Consider the following 18077-nt stretch of genomic DNA (forward strand, 5'->3'; position numbering starts at 1 on the left):
GGGCTATCTGTTGATTGTTACAAAACAGCTTGGCTGTTTTTCGGGGAGCAGACCACAGAGCATTTACACCTTCGAGGTCAAACATCACCTCTCATCCAAGGTAGGTCTGTGAATGAATATACTCCCGACACCAGCAACCGCAGCCCCCCTTTCACCACGCGTCACTCCACCGGCGGAACCGGCCGGCACCCCTCATATCAGCGTTTTAGCGGATGATGGAAACACCAAGATCCAGCAGATTTCAACCTATAAAACAGACCCTCAAGGCAAGCGTGTGCCCGATGTCAGCAGAGTGCTGATTACCACCTCCGACCGGGCTGACAACGTCAGTATTACCGTTGGCGCAAACCACCAGCTCAACGCGCGTATCAATGGCAAAGACTACAAACTCCCACTGACAGCAAACAACAACGCGCACTCACTGAGGATCAACACTGCTGGAGGCAATGACCGCATTACCGTCGACAAGTACGTCAACATCGAAATGCACATAAACAGCGGCGACGGTGATGACGATATTGTTTCAAATGGGCGAGTGGGGACCGTGATCGGTGGAAAAGGAAACGATCACATACGCCTGGGCACCGGCGATATGGCGGTAACTGGCGGTGATGGCGACGACACAATTACTGCCGGCACGGGCAACGCTGCGATATCGGGAGGAAAAGGAAACGATCACCTGTATGCAGGCTTTGGTCCTGCCAACAGAGTGTTATTCCTCAACGGCGACAGGGGAGATGACCATCTTTACGCTGGGCCTGGCAAGGTTGTACTAAACGGGGGAAGGGGCAATGACACACTGAGTGGTTATTACCGGACTACTTTTTATAGCGGCGAGGGCGCCGACACCATTAACTCTTATGATAAAAACGATAAGATCTATGCCAAGTCTACCGACACAATTAACAACCAAGGCAACTCTAAAATCATCCCTGTTACATATTCCGAGAGCGGTAGAAAAGGCTTGGTAATAAAAGGTACAGAACAATTCATAGAACAGACGGAAGATGTTATAGACCGACTAAGAGCCTCACCAGCGGGTCAAAAAGCACTCGAAGCCATGGATCAATTTGTTGAAGACGGGCATAGGCCTATCGTCCTTACCGAATCGCACACCCCCGGCTTTAGCGCCTACGGATTCAGGAATGAGTACACCTCAAACGCTGAGCTCAGGAAAGACCCTTTCCGCCCTGAGTTTGGTTATATAAAAGACAACAAACCGGGTTCAGTTTCGACCCAGCCCGAAATCGTTTTCGAACCCGCTGACTTTGACCAGACCTTTTCCATCTCCCCGGAGATTACGCTCCATCATGAACTCGCTCACGCGTTCAATGGAGCCACAGGGACGGGCATACCTGGCAAACAAATCCTGAAGGACGCTAATGGAGCCCCCCTCCTCAGAGGCGGAGTGCCGAGAACCGTAAACAACGAGGAATACCAAGTGGTTGGAATTCCCACGGATGCCACGCCTTTCGACTTTGACAATAACCCCAACACTCCAGCGACCAACGTCAACCCTTATCCCTTCACGGAAAACGCCCTCCGTGAGGAAATGGGCGTTCCGCTGCGCGACCGTTATGACGTGGATGAGGCGCCGCGCATCTGATAAGTCAGGAAGACAGGTACGAGGAGCGGGTCAGGCCCAGGCGCAAAGCATCCAGGAACTGCGTACGCTCCGCCGCCGTGATCTTCGCGCTGGCGCACTTGTCACGGTAGTGGGTCATCAACTCCTCCGGCGACAAGTGCACGTAGCGCAGCATGTCTTCGATGGTGTCGTGGGTCTCGATCCCGGCGCTGTAGACGGTGCCGTCGTCGCGCTGGTAGATGTTCACCGAGTCGGTGTCACCGAACAGGTTGTGCATGTCCCCGAGGATTTCCTGGTAGGCGCCCACCAGGAAGATGCCCAGCAGGTAATCTTCGCCTTCGTTCAAACCGTGCACCGGCAAGCTGGTCTCGATGCTCTGCTCGTCGACGTATTGCTTGATCTTGCCGTCGGAGTCACAGGTCAGGTCTTGCAGTACTGCACGGCGCAGCGGCTCTTCGTCGAGGCGATGCAGCGGCAGAATCGGCAGTACCTGGCCGATGGCCCAGGTGTCCGGCAGGCTCTGGAATACCGAGAAGTTGCAGATGTACTTGTCGGCCAGCTTGTCATTGAGTTCGTCCAGCACCTGGCGGTGCGAGCGCTGGCGGGCCTTGAGCGAGTTGTGCAGGCGGCGGCACACGGCGAAGTAGCACTGTTCGGCCAGGGCTTTTTCCGCGAGGGTCAGTTTGCCGTCGGCGTACTGGGCGGCCACGTCGCTCATGTAGTGGGTGGCGCGCCAGTAGGTTTCGGTGACCATTTCAATGTCGGTCGGGCCCAGCAGGTCAACCAGCCATTGCACGGTTTCCGGCAGGCTTTCCTTGTTCTCGATCACCGGCACGTCGTCGTTGTGTTTCTCGACGTCGGTGACTTGCACCACCAGCATGGCGTGGTGAGCGGTCAGGGAGCGGCCGCTTTCGGAGAAGATGTTGGGGTGCGGCAGGTTCTGCGCGTCGCAGAACTCCTTGAGCATGCCCACCACTACGCCGGCGTAGTCGTCCATGTCGTAGTTGATCGAACTGGCGTTGCGCGAGTGGGTACCGTCGTAGTCCACGCCCAGGCCGCCGCCGACGTCGATGTGGTCCACCGGCAGGCCAAGGTTGCGCAGTTCACCGTAGTAACGGATGGCTTCCTTGAACCCGTGCTGGTAGTCCGCCAGGTTGGCGATCTGCGAGCCCATATGGAAGTGCAACAGGCGGATGCCCTGGTCCAGGCCGGCGGCGCGGAAGCGCTCGACCACCGACAGCAACTGCGCCGCCGACAGGCCGAACTTGGACTTCTCACCACCGGTGTCTGCCCACTTGCTCGACGCCAGGGACGACAGGCGCACCCGCAGGCCGACCTGTGGCTTGACCTTGAGGTTGGCGGCTTCTTCGATCACCAGGCCCACTTCGGACTCTTTCTCGATCACGATAAACACGTTGTGGCCCAGCTTCTGGCCCATCAGCGCCAGGCGGATGAACTCACGGTCCTTGTAACCGTTGCAGACGATGGTGCCGCCTTTCGGTGCCAGGGCCAGCACCGCCAGAAGCTCAGGCTTGGAGCCGGCTTCCAGGCCGATGGACACGTCCTGGGTGGCGATGATGTTCTCGATCACCGCTTCCTGCTGGTTGACCTTGATCGGGTACAGCGCGGTGTATTTGCTCTGGTATTCCAGGCGCTCGATATTCGCGTCGAAGGCGCCGGTCAGCTGGCGCACGCGGTCTTGCAGGATATCCGGGAAGCGCACCAGCAACGGCAGGGACAGGCCGCTTTTGCGCAGCTCGTCCACTTGCTCGTACAAGTCGATGGGCGAGCTGTTCGGGCCGTTCGGACGGACTTCAACGCGACCGGCATCATTGATCGCGAAATATCCGGCCCCCCAATGGCGAATCCCGTAAACACTGCGGCTGTCCGCAACTGTCCATTGGCTGCCATCGTCTTTGCGTGTGCGTCGTACGGACATCGAAGTCCCCTATATAAAGTCGAAGAGCGCCACCCAAGTCAGAGGCTGGCGCAGTCTAAAGAGTGAAAATGACGATTTGCCTGTGAGAGAGGTAGACCCCGCTCGCAGGACAGAGTTTAGACACCGGTCAGGAACAGGCTCTGTGAAACCATGGAGACGACGAGCGCGCTCGTCGGTGCGGGTTTCACAGAGGCTGCTAGCCGCCGGATTTCTTCGCCTTGTAACCGAGCTTGATCAACTCGGCCAACAGCAACTCGACGTGATCGCCCTGGATTTCGATGATCCCGTCTTTCAGGGCGCCACCGGTGCCACAGCGCTTTTTCAGCACGGTGGCCAACTCCTTGAGTGGCTCGGCCGCCAGAGGCACGCCGGTGATGGTGGTCACCGTCTTGCCGCCACGGCCCTTGCTCTCGCGGCGTACGCGGGCAATACCGTCACCATCGGGAATCAGGGTCTGTTTGCAGGTACAGGCGTCCACGGGCTGGCGACAGTCCGGGCAATGCCGACCTGCGTCGGTGGAAAACACCAGGCCACCAAGGGCGGCGAAGGATGCGGCTTTTTTGGCCACCGGCAATCCTCTTGGGAGGATGAAGACTGATCAGTGCCCGTCAACCGGCCACCAACCGCGAAGCCCCACTCAGGCAGGGGCAGCGCTACCGAACCGCCAAGGCAGTTCGGCTTGAAAAGTCGCGCAGTGTAACGGCAAAAAGCCTACTTGCTAAGAGCCAAATGGCGCCAATTTATGCAACTTTAGCGACGCGCCGCCAGATAGCGTTTTAAGGCGGCCAGGGAGTCGGGGCAATAGGACTTTTGCTCGATATCGGCCAGGACTGCCTCAATGGACATAAAACGCGCTTCCAGCACCTCTTCGGGCTGCAGCTGCAGCGGCCCATCCCAGACCGCAGAAAACGCCGAGCACCAGAGCCGGTTACCCGTATCCTCGAAAAAGAAGTGGTCGTGGGCGGTCAGTTCTACACCGCTGACGCCCAATTCTTCTGCCAGCTCACGGGCGGCCGACTGCTCGTAGGTCTCGCCAGCCCCGACCATGCCGCCCGCCGCCACGTCCCAATAACCGGGATAGATGGCTTTGCTCAGGGTGCGCCGGTGCACGCACAGTTCACCCTTTGAGTTAAACAGCATGATGTAGGTGCCGCGCCCGATCAGCCCGCGCTCGCGCAGGTCAGCACGCACCAGGGCGCCGAGCAGGTTGTCCTGCTCGTCGACCCAGGCGATGTGTTCGGCATCCGAGGCCGCGCGGTGCGCGACCTCCTTGGCGCTATCGACCATGACTCAACCCTGGTTCAGCAGTTGACGCAAGTCGATCACCGCCGCGTTGGCGCGGGAGATGTAGTTGGCCATCACCAGCGAGTGGTTGGCCAATACGCCATAGCCGCTGCCATTGAGGATCATCGGGCTCCACAGGGTTTCCTGGGACGCCTCCAGCTCACGAATGATCTGGCGCACGCTGACGGTGGCGTTTTTCTTGGCCAGCACGTCGGCAAAGTCGACTTCGATGGCGCGCAACAGGTGGGACAGGGCCCAGGCCTGGCCGCGGGCCTCGTAGAACACGTTGTCGATCTGCATCCATGGGGTTTCCACCACTTCTTCATCGAGCTGCGGCACTTCGCCCGGCGCCAGCGTTTCGGTTTTCAGCGCGGTATTGAGCTTGACCCGGCCGACACTGGCCGACAGGCGCTGCGACAACGAACCGAGGCGGGTAGCAACATCGCCCAGCCAGTTGTTCAGGTTGTCGGCACGCGCGTAGAACAACGCGCCTTTCTGGTTGGGGTCGGAGAGACGCGCCTGATAGCGGTTCAGGGAGTTGATGCCTTCCTGGTACTCCGATTCGCTGGAGGGCAGCACCCAGCTCTTGTTGTCGAAGTTAAAGCGCGGCTCGGCCTTGGCCAGGTCGGCGTCTTCGGCCGATTGCGATTGCGAGCGGGCGAAGTCCTTGCGCAGGGCACGGGTCAGGTCACGCACCTGCACCAGCACGCCATATTCCCAGCTGGGCATATTGTCCATCCACAACCCAGGCGGGAAGCGGTCATTGGAAATATAACCGCCAGGCTTGTTCAGCAGGGTACCCACCACGGTCTTGACGGTTTCGACAGTGGTAAAGCCGAGCACCATTTGTTTGCCGTCTTTTTCGGCGGCAATTTGCGCATTTTGCTGGACCGGGAACAACGCTGGCTCCTGGCTCCAATACCAGCCCAGGCCACCGGTGACCAACAGGTAAATCACCACCAGGGTCATCAGGGCACGGCTCATCAACAGATTACGAAAATAGCTGCGGGAGGCCGACTTGGGCGCAGGGCTTGGGCCTGGGGCGCTGCCTGCACGGTTTTTCCAGTCCAGCATGGCGGATATCCTTTCAGTCACTTGAGTTCAATAGCTACGACCACAACCCTACCCCATCGTGCCCGTCGGTGCGGGGCTTTTAATCAAGGTGGCGTAAAGCTGGCACTCAACTATAAAGGATGGGCGCCGATGCGCCTACGCGACCCAAGGGTCAGCAAATGAATCCACAGGACGCTGCAGTTAATTGACGTATGACACTCGTGCGAATGAAAAGAGGTGCTAGCATAGAGCCACCAGTCGACCTCAGCATGCACCCTTACCTAGTAGTCAGGATATGACCGAGCCAGAAGACCCCAGTCGTGAGCGTCTCAAGCACCACTTTGCCCAGCGGGTAATTCATCAGGCGCGTCAAATTCTTGAGATCTGGCAGCGTTTACAGCGCAGCGAATGGTCGAACGCCGAATTGAATGAACTCAGCGAGGCCAATCTGCGCCTGCTGCGTTTTGCCGAACGCTTCGAACAACCCGAGCATGGCCAACTGGCCCGGCACATCATCGAGTCGCTTAAAGCCGTGGACGAAAACCGCGGCCGCCTGAGCAGTCACCTGATCACCGACCTCAACCGTTTGATGCAGCGCCTGTCGCGGACCGGTCTGCGTCAGGGCGACCAGCTGGATCAGACCTTCCTGCCGCCGATGCGCAAGCCGATCTACGTGATGCTCGCCGATCACGACCGCGCCGAGCGCCTGGCCAAGCAGCTGGAATTCTTTGGTTTGAGTGCGCAGTCTCTGGACAGCGTGGCCGCCTTCCGTTCGTCCATGGCCGAACGCCTGCCGGCGGCGATTGTGATGGACGTGGACTTCTGTGGCGCCGGCCTGGGCCTGAAATTGGCCGCCGAAGCCCAGGAAGGCCTGGAGCAGAAACTGCCGCTGCTGTTCTTCAGCCTGCACGAAACCGACACCCCCACCCGCCTGGCCGCCGTGCGCGCCGGTGGCCAGGAGTTCCTTACCGGGACCCTGGAGGCGTCGAGCCTGCTGGAAAAAATCGAGGTGCTGACCTGCGTCGCCCAGTACGAACCCTATAAAGTGTTGATCATCGACGACTCCCGCGCCCAGGCGATGCACACCGAGCGCCTGCTCAACAGCGCCGGGATCGTCACCCGCACCCTGATCGAGCCGATCCAGGCCATGGCCGAGCTGGCGGACTTCCAGCCCGACCTGATCATCCTCGACATGTATATGCCAGCCTGTACCGGCACCGAGTTGGCCAAGGTGATCCGCCACAATGACCGCTATGTCAGCGTGCCGATCATTTATCTGTCGGCCGAAGATGACCTGGATAAACAGCTGGACGCCATGAGCGAAGGCGGCGACGACTTTCTCACCAAGCCGATCAAGCCGCGCCACCTGATCACCACCGTGCGCAACCGCGCCGCCCGCGCCCGCCACCTCAAGGCGCGGATGGTGCGCGACAGCCTGACCGGCCTGTACAACCACACCCATATCCTGCAACTGCTGGAAGACTGCAGCTTCCGCTCGCGCCGCGAGAACAAGCCGTTGAGCTTTGCCATGCTCGACATTGACCACTTCAAGCGGGTCAACGACAGCCACGGCCACCCCATGGGCGACCGCGTGATCAAGAGCCTGGCGCTGTTTCTCAAGCAGCGCCTGCGCAAGACCGACTACATCGGCCGTTACGGCGGCGAAGAATTCGCCATCGTGATGCCCGACACCGACCTGGACGCCGCTTGCAAAGTGCTCGATGAAATCCGGGGGCGCTTTGCCGAAATCCACTACCCGGCCCAGCCCCAGGACTTGTGGTGCACCTTCAGCGCCGGAGTGGTCGAGCTGTGCGACGGCTCCGACAGCCTGATGATGGCCGCCCAGGCCGACGAAGCGCTGTACCGGGCCAAGGACGCCGGGCGTAATCGCGTACACGCCGCAGGCACATCAAGGCAAAGTGCCACCTTTTCATCGGATTCCACTCAGTCCGTCATAACGCTGTAACGAAAACGCAATAACTTCAGGCACTTATTCTTCCGCCGTTGGTTGAAACCACGCATGCGCCTGAAGCTGCTGACAAATCTCAATACCCTTCTGCTGGTCGCCGTTTGCCTGGCCCTGGGCGCTACGCTCTGGTGGTCGCAACGGGCGCTTGAACGCCCTTATGTGCTGATGGAGCGCTATCTGGGCCTGTCCCAAGCCTTCCAGAACCAGACCGCGCGCAATATCGACGACTATTTGGCCAGCGGCGATGCCTTGCGCCTGAGCGCTGCCGGCCAGAGCCTGGAAAGCCTGGCGCTGAACCTGGACGAACTGCCGCCTGAGCTGAGCGAAAAATTGCGCCCCGGCTTGCTGGACCTTGAGGGTTTCAGCAAGACCGACCTGCTGGCCGCCGGCAAGCTGGCCGGCGACCCACAAGCCTTGCTGCTGCAAGCCGAGCGGGAGCTGGGGGCCAATCTGGAGCAACTGAGCCAGTACGCCATCGGCGTCAGCTCACCGGACGCGGCGCGTTATCTACCACCGCTGCTCGCCGCTGCGCAGCATCTGGGCCGGCTATCCCTGGCGCGAGACAAACTGGTGAGCAGTGGGCGCAGCGAACTGGCGGCCGATGTGGAGCGTGAACTGGCCAACATCCGCAGCCAGGCGGACTTGATTGAGCAGCTACCGCTGTTGGGCGTGACCGCCAGCAGCGCCTCCAACAGCGATGATTTCTCGGCGCTGATGGGCCTGGAAAGCAGCGAAACCACGGTCGCCGAAGACACCGGCGTGGGCCTCAAGCGCGAGCTCAACAGCCTGCTCATGCGCTACCCTTCCGAACTGGCGCGGACCCGCGAGCAAATCCAGAAACGTACCGAACTGGCCGCCGCCACCCACCTGAAAATCAACACCGTGCAGCACGCCATTGCTGCGCTGGAGCCCGAAGTGCGCGCCCAGCACGCTCGAATCCAGGGCGAAGTGCGGGTGATCCAGGGCGTAATGATTGGCCTGATCCTGATGATCGCCCTGCTCATCGACACCCTGCAACGGCGCCTGGCGCGGGTGCTGACCAGCCTGGCGCCGGCCCTGTCGACCTGGGCCGAGGGCGACTTCAGCCAGGAGATCGCCCTGGGTGCAACCAACCGTGAACTGCATGATATTGAAGCCTCGCTCAATCGCCTGCGGACTTACCTGGTGAACCTGGTGGGCACTATTCGCGCAAATGCCGAGCAAGTGGCCGGCAGCAGCCGCGCCCTGGCCGAACTGAGCGGCGGCCTGCATGACGGCGCCGAACGCCAGGCCGGGGACACTGCGCAAATCCGTGATTCATTGGGCGAGTTGGAGGCCACTATCCAGCAGGTCGCGGGTGACGCCAGCCAGGCCGCCGGGGCCAGCCGCAGCGCCGGCGAGGCCGTGGAGCATGGGCAACGGGTGATCGGCTTGAGCCTGACCGGCCTGCACGCGCTGGTGGGCGAAGTGCAGGGCAATGCGCAAATGATCGAGAAACTCGCCGAAGAGTCCGCGACCATTGGCAACGTGCTCACGGTGATCCGCTCGATTGCCGAGCAGACCAATCTGCTGGCGCTCAACGCCGCCATCGAAGCCGCCCGCGCCGGCGAGGCCGGGCGTGGGTTTGCCGTGGTCGCCGACGAAGTACGCTCCCTGGCCCAGCGCACGGCGGGCGCCACCGCCGAGATCCAGACCTTGATCGCCGGCCTGCAAACCGCAGCACGGCAATCGGTGGAAGGCATGCGCGCCCAGGTCGAACACGCCGAAGCCACCGCCCAGCAAGCCGAAGCGGCCGACGGCGCACTGGACGAAATCGTCGGCGCGATCCAGACCATTTCCGACACAGCCATCCGGATTGCCGATGTAACGGCCCAGCAGAGCGGCGCGGTCAGTGAGATCCGCGATAATAGCGAGCGCATCCACCAGTTGGGTGAGGACAACCTGCTGCGCATTGGCCAAGGCCGCCGCCAGGGCGAGCATCTGTTGGTGCTCGGCGGGCAGCTCAACACGGCCGTGCAGGCATTTCGCGTCTGATTCCATCCTCCAAATCAGACGGACATCAAAAATGTGGGAGCGGGCTTGCTCGCGAATGCGGTGTATCAGTCAACCTATCCATCACTGACCCACCGCATTCGCAAGCAAGCCCGCTCCCACATTTGATCTCCTGTGTACTCGCAACCGTGTTACCAATGACCGGATCCAAGGCCCTAGTCACAAATTTTGCGCAATCCTCGCTAATCGTGCTGGCTATTGCAGAGAACTGGACAGTCACAAAGGCTTTGCGGCATAGTCGCCGGGTTCTGACGTACCCACATCAATAACAAGGAACAGCCGATGGCGACCTTACTGGTTCTGCACGGACCCAACCTGAACCTGCTCGGCACCCGCGAACCGGGTGTGTACGGTGCAGTCACCCTCGAACAGATCAACCTCGATCTGGAGCGACGGGCCCGTGAAGCCGGCCACCATCTGCTCTACCTGCAAAGCAATGCCGAGTATGAATTGATTGATCGCATTCACGCCGCGCGCAGCGAAGGCGTGGACTTTATCCTGATCAATCCCGCCGCTTTTACGCACACAAGTGTTGCTTTACGTGACGCGCTGCTGGCGGTGAGCATCCCATTCATCGAAGTGCATTTATCGAACGTGCATAAACGCGAAGCTTTCCGCCATCACTCTTACTTCTCCGACGTAGCGGTAGGAGTGATCTGCGGCCTTGGCGCCAGCGGTTACCGACTGGCCCTGGAGGCCGCCCTGGAACACATTGAAGAACAGGCTAAACGCCCCTGACCGACCCTTGGGAGTTGATGATTCATGGATATCCGTAAAGTTAAGAAACTGATCGAACTGCTGGAAGAATCCGGTATCGACGAGCTGGAAATCAAGGAAGGCGAAGAATCCGTACGGATCAGCCGTCACAGCAAGACCCCGGCCCAACAGTTCTACGCACCCCAGATGCAAGCGCCGGCGCCTGCCGCTGCTGCTCCAGCCGCCGCACCTGCTGCTAGCGCTGCACCTGCCGCACCTGCTGCCCCTGCGCTGAACGGTTTCGTGGTCAAGTCGCCAATGGTCGGTACTTTCTACCGCACCCCGGCACCGACCTCGCCAGCCTTCGTTGAAGTGGGCAAGACCGTGAAAGTGGGCGACACCATCTGCATCGTGGAAGCGATGAAGATGATGAACCACATCACGGCCGAAAAAGCCGGCGTCATCGAATCCATCCTGGTAGAAAACGGTCAGCCGGTTGAGTACGACCAGCCGCTGTTCACCATCGTTTGAACCGCGGAGCGCCTTCGATGTTGAAACCTGCGAAGAAACTGCAAAAAGTCCTGATCGCCAACCGCGGCGAGATCGCGCTGCGGATCCTGCGCGCCTGTAAGGAAGAGGGCATCAAGACCGTCGCTGTTTACTCGACGGCCGATACCGAATTGATGCACGTGAAACTGGCGGACGAAAGCATCTGCATTGGCCCGCCACTGGCCACGAACTCGTACCTGAAGGTCTCGAACATCATCGCCGCGGCTGAAGTGACCGGCGCTGACGGCATCCACCCTGGCTACGGCTTCCTCGCGGAAAACGCCGATTTCGCCGAACAGGTGGAAAAATCCGGCTTCGCCTTCATCGGCCCGAAAGCCGAGACCATTCGCCTGATGGGCGACAAGGTGTCGGCCAAGGACGCGATGATCGCAGCCGGCGTGCCAACCGTTCCAGGCTCCGACGGCCCACTGCCGGAAGACGAGGAAACCGCCCTGCGCATTGGTCGCGAAGTCGGTTACCCGGTGATCATCAAGGCCGCCGGCGGCGGTGGTGGTCGCGGCATGCGCGTGGTGCACAAGGAAGAAGACCTGATCGAAGCGGCCAAGCAGACTCGCTCCGAAGCGGGTGCCTGGTTCGGCAACCCGATGGTCTACCTGGAAAAGTACCTGACCAACCCACGTCACGTGGAAGTCCAGGTACTGTCCGACGGCCAGGGCCACGCCATCCACCTGGGCGACCGCGATTGCTCGCTGCAACGCCGTCACCAGAAAGTCCTGGAAGAAGCTCCGGCACCGGGCCTGGATGAAAAAGCACGTCAGGAAGTCCTGGCACGCTGCGTCAAGGCTTGCATCGATATCAACTACCGTGGCGCCGGGACTTTCGAGTTCCTCTACGAGAACGGCCGCTTCTACTTCATCGAGATGAACACTCGTGTGCAGGTAGAGCACCCGGTTTCGGAAATGGTCACCGGTATCGACATCGTCAAGGAGATGCTGAGCATCGCCGCTGGCAACGTGCTGTCCTTTACCCAGGACGACGTGAAGATGCACGGTCACTCCCTGGAGTGCCGGATCAACGCCGAAGACCCGAAAACCTTTATCCCGAGTCCAGGCCTGGTCAAGCATTTCCATGCACCAGGCGGCAACGGCGTTCGCGTCGATTCGCACCTGTACAGCGGCTACAAGGTTCCGTCCAACTACGACTCGCTGATCGGCAAGCTGATCACCTGGGGCGCCACTCGCGACGAGGCCATGGCCCGTATGCGCAATGCCCTGGACGAAATCGTGGTCGACGGCATCAAGACCAACATCCCTCTACATCGGGATCTGGTTCGTGATGAAGGCTTCTGCGAAGGTGGTGTGAACATTCACTACCTGGAACACAAGCTGGCCAACCAGTAAGTTTGTGCTCCACCCACAAAACCGCCTTCGGGCGGTTTTGTCGTTTATGCGCACACAAGAACACCACAAAACCCTGTAGGAGCTGGCTTGCCTGCGATAGCGGTAGGCCAGGCACTGATGAGCAAGCTGACACCCCGCCACCGCAGGCAAGCCAGCTCCCACATTTGGCTCCCGTGCTGTCAGTGGTGTCGTCTTCTGGCCTGCTCTCGCGTAAACTTGCGCCCTTTCGCAGCCCCACCCCGCTGCACACTCATTTTTTCAAAGGTGCCCGCCATGCCTTGGCTGCAAGTCCGTCTCGCCATCAGCCCAGAACAAGCCGAAACCTATGAAGACGCGTTCCTCGAAGTCGGCGCCGTGTCGGTGACCTTCATGGACGCCGAAGACCAGCCGATTTTCGAGCCTGAGCTGAACACCACGCCGTTGTGGTCCCACACCCACTTGCTGGCCCTGTTCGAAGACGGCACCGACGCCAGCAGCGTGTTTGCCCATATGGAACTGCTGACCGGCGGCCCGCTGCCCGAGCACCATAGCGAAGTGATCGAAGACCAGGACTGGGAGCGCAGCTGGATGGATAACTTCCAGCCCATGCGTTTCGGCCAGCGCCTGTGGATCGTACCAAGCTGGCACGCGGCCCCGGAGCCTGAGGCGGTCAACCTGCTGCTGGACCCGGGCCTGGCGTTCGGCACCGGCACCCATCCGACCACCGCCCTGTGCCTGGAATGGCTCGACGGCCAGGACCTGCAAGGCTGCAACGTGCTGGACTTCGGTTGCGGCTCGGGCATCCTGGCCATCGCCGCGCTGTTGCTGGGCGCCAAGGAAGCCGTCGGTACCGATATCGACGTGCAGGCCCTGGAGGCCTCCCGCGATAACGCCGGGCGCAACAACATTCCTGAAGGCAAATTCCCACTGTACCTGCCGGAGCAATTGCCTCAGGTGCAGGCCGATGTATTGGTCGCCAATATCCTCGCCGGGCCGCTGGTTTCGCTGGCTCCGCAACTGTCGAGCCTGGTCAGGCCCGGTGGGCGCCTGGCGCTGTCGGGGATCCTCGCCGAGCAGGGCGAAGAAGTCGCCGCCGCCTACGCCCAGGACTTCGACCTGGACCCCATCGCCAACCGCGATGGCTGGGTACGCATCAGCGGTCGTCGGCGCTAGAATGAGCGCCTGCATGAATCGGATGGCCGCATGACCGACAGTTTCGTCACCCAGTGCCCGCATTGCCAAACCCGCTTCCGCGCCAGCCATGCTCAATTGAGCGTGGCCCGTGGTGTGGTTCGTTGCGGCTCGTGCCTGCAAGTGTTCAATGCCGCCCGGCAACTGCTGGAGCAACGCGCCCACGCGCCTGAAGCGCCGGCTGCCGAAGCCCCGCCACGCGCCATCAGCCAGAAGCAATGGACCGCCGAAGAGCTGGACCTGGACCACCTGAACCTCGACGAAGAATTGGCCAAGCTTGAGCGCCGGGAGATCCAACACACCCAGCCCCAGGGCAGCGACCGCCGCCAGGCCGGCGCGGACCGTCGGCAAAAAGACGAGTCGATGATCGCCAGCCGCGATACGGTCAAGGCTGAAGAAGAACAGTGGGCCGCCAGCCTGTTCAGCGACCCGCCGGACGAACGGGCTGCGACAATCGCCCACACCGAGGAAACCGTCGAACCAGCCCCGGCCCCCACGGGCAAGCCCCAGCGTACCGAGCCCTCGATGTCCTTCGACATTCACGAGGTGGACGATGAGCCTGTGCTGCGTGCCGACGACGCTCTCGAGTCGCCCGAACCAACGCTCAGCAGCGAGCCGGACGAACCCGAGCCTGAACCACGCCGCAAGCGCACACGCGCCACGGGCAACGTCCATGACGAGATGCTGCAGGACCTGGAAGACGACCCGCTGCACCTCTACGCCGGCAAGCGCCCCGCCGGCTGGGGCCGCCGCCTGCTCTGGCTGACCCTGGTGCTGCTGGCCGCCGCCGCCCTCGCCGGCCAGTACATTGCCTACCAGTTCGACGACCTGGCCCGCCAGGACAAGTACCGCCCATGGTTCCAGGAACTGTGCCCGAAACTGGGCTGTACCGTGCCGTCGCGGGTGGATATTGCCCATATCAAGAGCAGCAACCTGGTGGTGCGCAGCCATCCGGAGTTTGCCGGCGCGCTGGTGGTGGATGCCATCATCTATAACCGTGCGACGTTCTCCCAGCCGTTCCCGCTGCTGGAGCTGCGCTTTGCCGACCTAAATGGCCGGATGATCGCCAGCCGGCGCTTCAAACCCGCCGAATACCTCAGCGGCGAGTTGGCCGGCCAGACCGAGATGCCGTCCCAGACCCCGATCCATATCGCCCTGGACATTCTCGACCCAGGCAACAAGGCCGTGAACTACAGTTTGAGTTTCCACTCCCCCGAGTGATTGGTTGCGCGCGTCAAGGTTCGGACGGCAGGTTATTGACTTGCTCGTCCACGACCAAACCGCTGGCGATAAGAAAATAACTGCTCAGATTTTATCCAATTCAGCCTTTAACCAGTCATCGAGAGCGGGTATCATGCCAACCCTTTTTCGAACTCTAATGATCCGGCCCCACAACAGGGAAGTCCTATGTCGGCGGTACGCATCGGCCCATATACATTGCCAAACGCTTTGATTCTCGCCCCGATGGCGGGCGTCACTGACCAGCCCTTTCGTCAGTTGTGCAAACGTTTGGGGGCAGGGCTTGTAGTCTCGGAAATGGTCACCAGCGACATGAGCTTGTGGAACACCCGCAAATCGCGGATGCGCATGATCCACGAAGGTGATCCCGAGCCCCGCTCGGTGCAGATCGCCGGCGGTGATGCGCAAATGCTGGCGGATGCAGCCCGAGCCAACGTAGAGCTGGGTGCACAAATTATTGATATCAACATGGGTTGCCCGGCAAAAAAGGTCTGCAACAAGGCCGCCGGTTCCGCCCTGTTGAAGGATGAGCAGTTGGTGGCCGAGATCCTGCACGCCGTGGTGGGTGCAGTGGATGTGCCGGTTACCCTGAAGATTCGCACCGGCTGGGACCGGGACAACAAGAACGGCCTGACGGTGGCGAAGATCGCCGAACAGGCAGGCATTGCAGCATTGGCGGTGCATGGCCGCACCCGCGCTGACCTTTATACCGGCGAGGCCGAATACGACACCATTGCCGCGATCAAGCAGGCAGTGTCGATTCCGGTCTTTGCCAACGGCGACATCGACTCGGCCGAGAAAGCCCGGCGCGTATTGCACGCAACCGGTGCCGATGGCCTGTTGATCGGCCGGGCCGCCCAGGGGCGGCCATGGATTTTTCGTGAGATCGAGCATTTCCTGCGTACCGGCAAAATCATGCCGGCACCGGGGCTGATCGAGGTGGAACGTATTCTGCTAGAGCATCTGGCCGCCCTGCACGTCTTCTATGGGGACGTGATGGGCGCGCGCATTGCTCGCAAGCATGTGGGTTGGTACCTCGCAACCCTGCCCGGCGCCAAAGAGTTTCGCACCGGGTTCAATCGTTTGGATGAAACGCAAGCACAGGTCACCGCCGTTCGTGAGTTCTTTGCCGAACGAGACAAGAGCCTGAGAGCAGGGGACGGAGAAGGGGTGGCCGCATGACGATGATGACCGAGACTTTAGTGAGTGGAACAACACCCGTGAGCGACAACGTCAATTTGAAACAGCACCTCAACACGCCGAGCGAAGAAGGCCAGACCCTTCGCGGGAGCGTCGAGAAAGCGCTGCACAATTATTTCGCCCACCTTGAGGGCGCGGCCGTCACGGATGTGTACAACCTGGTGCTCTCCGAAGTCGAGGCGCCCTTGCTCGAAAGCGTGATGAACTACGTCAAGGGCAACCAGACCAAAGCCAGTGAGCTGCTGGGCCTGAACCGTGGGACCCTGCGCAAGAAGCTCAAACAGTACGATTTGCTGTAAGCATTCAATCAAACCAGAAAGGCGCCCGCGTAAAACCGGTCGCCTTTTTTGCTGACTCCTTTGCTTTTGATGGAAATTGAGATGACCGACCAGACTACCCGCCTGCCGATCCGCCGCGCCTTGATCAGTGTTTCCGACAAGACCGGGATCCTCGAATTTGCCCGGGAGCTGGAAGCCCTGGGTGTGGAAATCCTCTCCACGGGCGGGACCTTCAAACTGCTGCAGGACAACGGCGTGGCCGCAGTAGAAGTCGCGGACTACACCGGTTTCGCAGAAATGATGGACGGTCGGGTCAAGACCCTGCACCCGAAAATCCACGGCGGCATCCTCGGCCGTCGCGGTATCGACGATGCCATCATGAACGAGCACGGCATCAAGCCGATCGACCTGGTGGCCGTCAACCTCTACCCGTTTGAAGCCACCATCAACAAGCCAGGCTGCGACCTGCCGACCGCTATCGAGAACATTGATATCGGCGGCCCGACCATGGTGCGCTCGGCAGCCAAGAACCACAAAGACGTGGCCATTGTGGTCAACGCCAGCGACTACGCCCAAGTATTGGAAAGCCTGAAAGCTGGCGGCCTGACCTACGCCCAGCGTTTCGACCTGATGCTCAAGGCCTTCGAACACACGGCGGCCTATGACGGCATGATCGCCAACTACATGGGCACCGTGAACCAGGCCGCCGAGACCCTCAGCACTGAAGGCCGCAGCCAGTTCCCGCGTACCTTCAACAGCCAGTTCATCAAGGCCCAGGAAATGCGCTACGGCGAGAACCCGCACCAGAGCGCGGCGTTCTACGTGGAAGCCAAGCCTGCCGAAGTGGGGATCGCCACCGCGACCCAACTGCAGGGCAAAGAGCTGTCCTACAACAACGTGGCTGATACCGACGCCGCGCTGGAATGTGTGAAGAGCTTCGTCAAGCCAGCCTGCGTGATCGTCAAGCACGCCAACCCGTGCGGCGTGGCCGTGAGCCCGGACGCTGAAGGCGGGATCCGCCAGGCCTACGAACTGGCCTACGCCACCGACACCGAATCGGCATTCGGCGGCATCATCGCCTTCAACCGCGAACTGGACGCCGAGACCGCCAAAGCCATCGTCGAACGTCAGTTCGTCGAAGTGATCATTGCCCCATCCGTCAGCGAAGAGGCCCGCGCCATCGTCGCCGCCAAGGCCAATGTGCGCCTGCTGGCCTGTGGCGAGTGGTCGGCTGAGCGTGCCGCTGCCTGGGACTACAAGCGCGTCAATGGCGGCTTGCTGGTGCAGAGCCGCGACATCGGCATGATCGGCAGCCAAGACCTGAAAGTGGTGACCAAGCGCGCACCGACCGAGCAAGAGATCAACGACCTGATCTTCGCCTGGAAAGTAGCCAAGTACGTTAAGTCCAACGCCATCGTCTACGCCAAGAACCGCCAGACCATCGGTGTCGGCGCTGGCCAGATGAGCCGCGTGAACTCGGCGCGTATTGCAGCGATCAAGGCCGAACACGCCGGCTTGCAGGTGGTCGGTTCGGTGATGGCCTCGGACGCGTTCTTTCCGTTCCGTGATGGCCTGGACAACGCTGCAAAAGCGGGCGTGACTGCGGTGATCCAACCGGGTGGCTCGATGCGTGATGCTGAAGTGATTGCCGCCGCTGATGAAGCCGGCATTGCCATGGTCTTTACTGGCATGCGCCACTTCCGTCACTGATTGATCGCGCCCA

General features: G+C 60.7%; 14 protein-coding genes and 1 pseudogene. 11 read left to right on the top strand and 4 right to left on the bottom strand.

From position 1 onward, the window contains the following. Positions 1-112: 112 nt before the first annotated feature. Positions 113-1606 carry a M91 family zinc metallopeptidase gene (locus tag JFT44_RS05650; protein WP_198817306.1) on the top strand — a complete coding sequence of 498 codons (1494 nt, stop codon included), beginning with the start codon at positions 113-115 and terminating at the stop codon, positions 1604-1606. 4 nt (positions 1607-1610) lie between these two features. On the opposite strand, the gene speA is transcribed toward JFT44_RS05650, so the two are convergent. From speA to JFT44_RS05670, 4 genes are all read right to left on the bottom strand, one after another. Continuing rightward, a complete protein-coding gene (gene speA, locus JFT44_RS05655) occupies positions 1611-3524 on the bottom strand; it encodes an arginine decarboxylase (RefSeq protein ID WP_029297633.1) in 1914 nt (637 codons plus the stop codon). A gap of 196 nt (positions 3525-3720) precedes the next feature. Beyond that, entirely contained in the window at positions 3721-4092 is a 372-nt protein-coding gene (locus JFT44_RS05660; protein WP_057958215.1) for a translation initiation factor Sui1, read from the bottom strand. Between the two features lie 182 nt (positions 4093-4274). Next, on the bottom strand, positions 4275-4811 hold the full coding sequence (locus JFT44_RS05665) for an NUDIX hydrolase (protein WP_057437578.1): 537 nt from the start codon (positions 4809-4811) through the stop codon (positions 4275-4277). Positions 4812-4814: 3 nt separating this feature from the next. Continuing rightward, positions 4815-5882 (bottom strand): DUF2333 family protein, encoded by a 1068-nt coding sequence (locus JFT44_RS05670; RefSeq protein WP_057958214.1) that lies wholly within the window; start codon positions 5880-5882, stop codon positions 4815-4817. 274 nt (positions 5883-6156) lie between these two features. Here JFT44_RS05670 and JFT44_RS05675 point away from each other — a divergent pair, with 274 nt between their 5' ends. The 10 genes and pseudogenes from JFT44_RS05675 to purH all read left to right on the top strand — a co-directional run bounded on the left by JFT44_RS05675 (position 6157) and on the right by purH (position 18064). Next, positions 6157-7827, top strand: coding sequence for a PleD family two-component system response regulator (locus JFT44_RS05675; protein WP_115127297.1), 1671 nt, complete (start codon positions 6157-6159; stop codon positions 7825-7827). 1506 nt (positions 7828-9333) lie between these two features. After that, positions 9334-9843: pseudogene (locus tag JFT44_RS29040) on the top strand (methyl-accepting chemotaxis protein); the annotation flags it as partial. Between the two features lie 300 nt (positions 9844-10143). Beyond that, positions 10144-10599: a type II 3-dehydroquinate dehydratase gene (gene aroQ, locus JFT44_RS05685; RefSeq protein WP_057437567.1), complete on the top strand. Its 456-nt coding sequence runs from the start codon at positions 10144-10146 to the stop codon at positions 10597-10599. Positions 10600-10623: 24 nt separating this feature from the next. Next, a complete protein-coding gene (gene accB, locus JFT44_RS05690) occupies positions 10624-11088 on the top strand; it encodes an acetyl-CoA carboxylase biotin carboxyl carrier protein (RefSeq protein ID WP_057437565.1) in 465 nt (154 codons plus the stop codon). Between the two features lie 17 nt (positions 11089-11105). Next, on the top strand, positions 11106-12467 hold the full coding sequence (accC, locus tag JFT44_RS05695; RefSeq protein WP_003188188.1) for an acetyl-CoA carboxylase biotin carboxylase subunit: 1362 nt from the start codon (positions 11106-11108) through the stop codon (positions 12465-12467). A gap of 273 nt (positions 12468-12740) precedes the next feature. Then, positions 12741-13619 carry a 50S ribosomal protein L11 methyltransferase gene (gene prmA, locus JFT44_RS05700; RefSeq protein ID WP_057958210.1) on the top strand — a complete coding sequence of 293 codons (879 nt, stop codon included), beginning with the start codon at positions 12741-12743 and terminating at the stop codon, positions 13617-13619. Between the two features lie 30 nt (positions 13620-13649). Further along, positions 13650-14858: a DUF3426 domain-containing protein gene (locus JFT44_RS05705; protein ID WP_057437561.1), complete on the top strand. Its 1209-nt coding sequence runs from the start codon at positions 13650-13652 to the stop codon at positions 14856-14858. A 186-nt stretch (positions 14859-15044) separates the two neighbouring features. Beyond that, entirely contained in the window at positions 15045-16058 is a 1014-nt protein-coding gene (dusB, locus tag JFT44_RS05710; protein ID WP_198830431.1) for a tRNA dihydrouridine synthase DusB, read from the top strand. Continuing rightward, positions 16055-16375, top strand: a complete 321-nt coding sequence (gene fis, locus JFT44_RS05715) for a DNA-binding transcriptional regulator Fis (protein ID WP_003186237.1) — start codon at positions 16055-16057, stop codon at positions 16373-16375. Before dusB ends, fis begins: the two co-directional genes overlap by 4 nt. 81 nt (positions 16376-16456) lie before the next feature. Then, positions 16457-18064: a bifunctional phosphoribosylaminoimidazolecarboxamide formyltransferase/IMP cyclohydrolase gene (gene purH, locus JFT44_RS05720; RefSeq protein WP_057958208.1), complete on the top strand. Its 1608-nt coding sequence runs from the start codon at positions 16457-16459 to the stop codon at positions 18062-18064. The last annotated feature ends 13 nt before the right edge of the window (positions 18065-18077 follow it).

The organism is Pseudomonas sp. MF5691 (assembly GCF_016405645.1).
Classification (GTDB): domain Bacteria; phylum Pseudomonadota; class Gammaproteobacteria; order Pseudomonadales; family Pseudomonadaceae; genus Aquipseudomonas; species Aquipseudomonas shahriarae.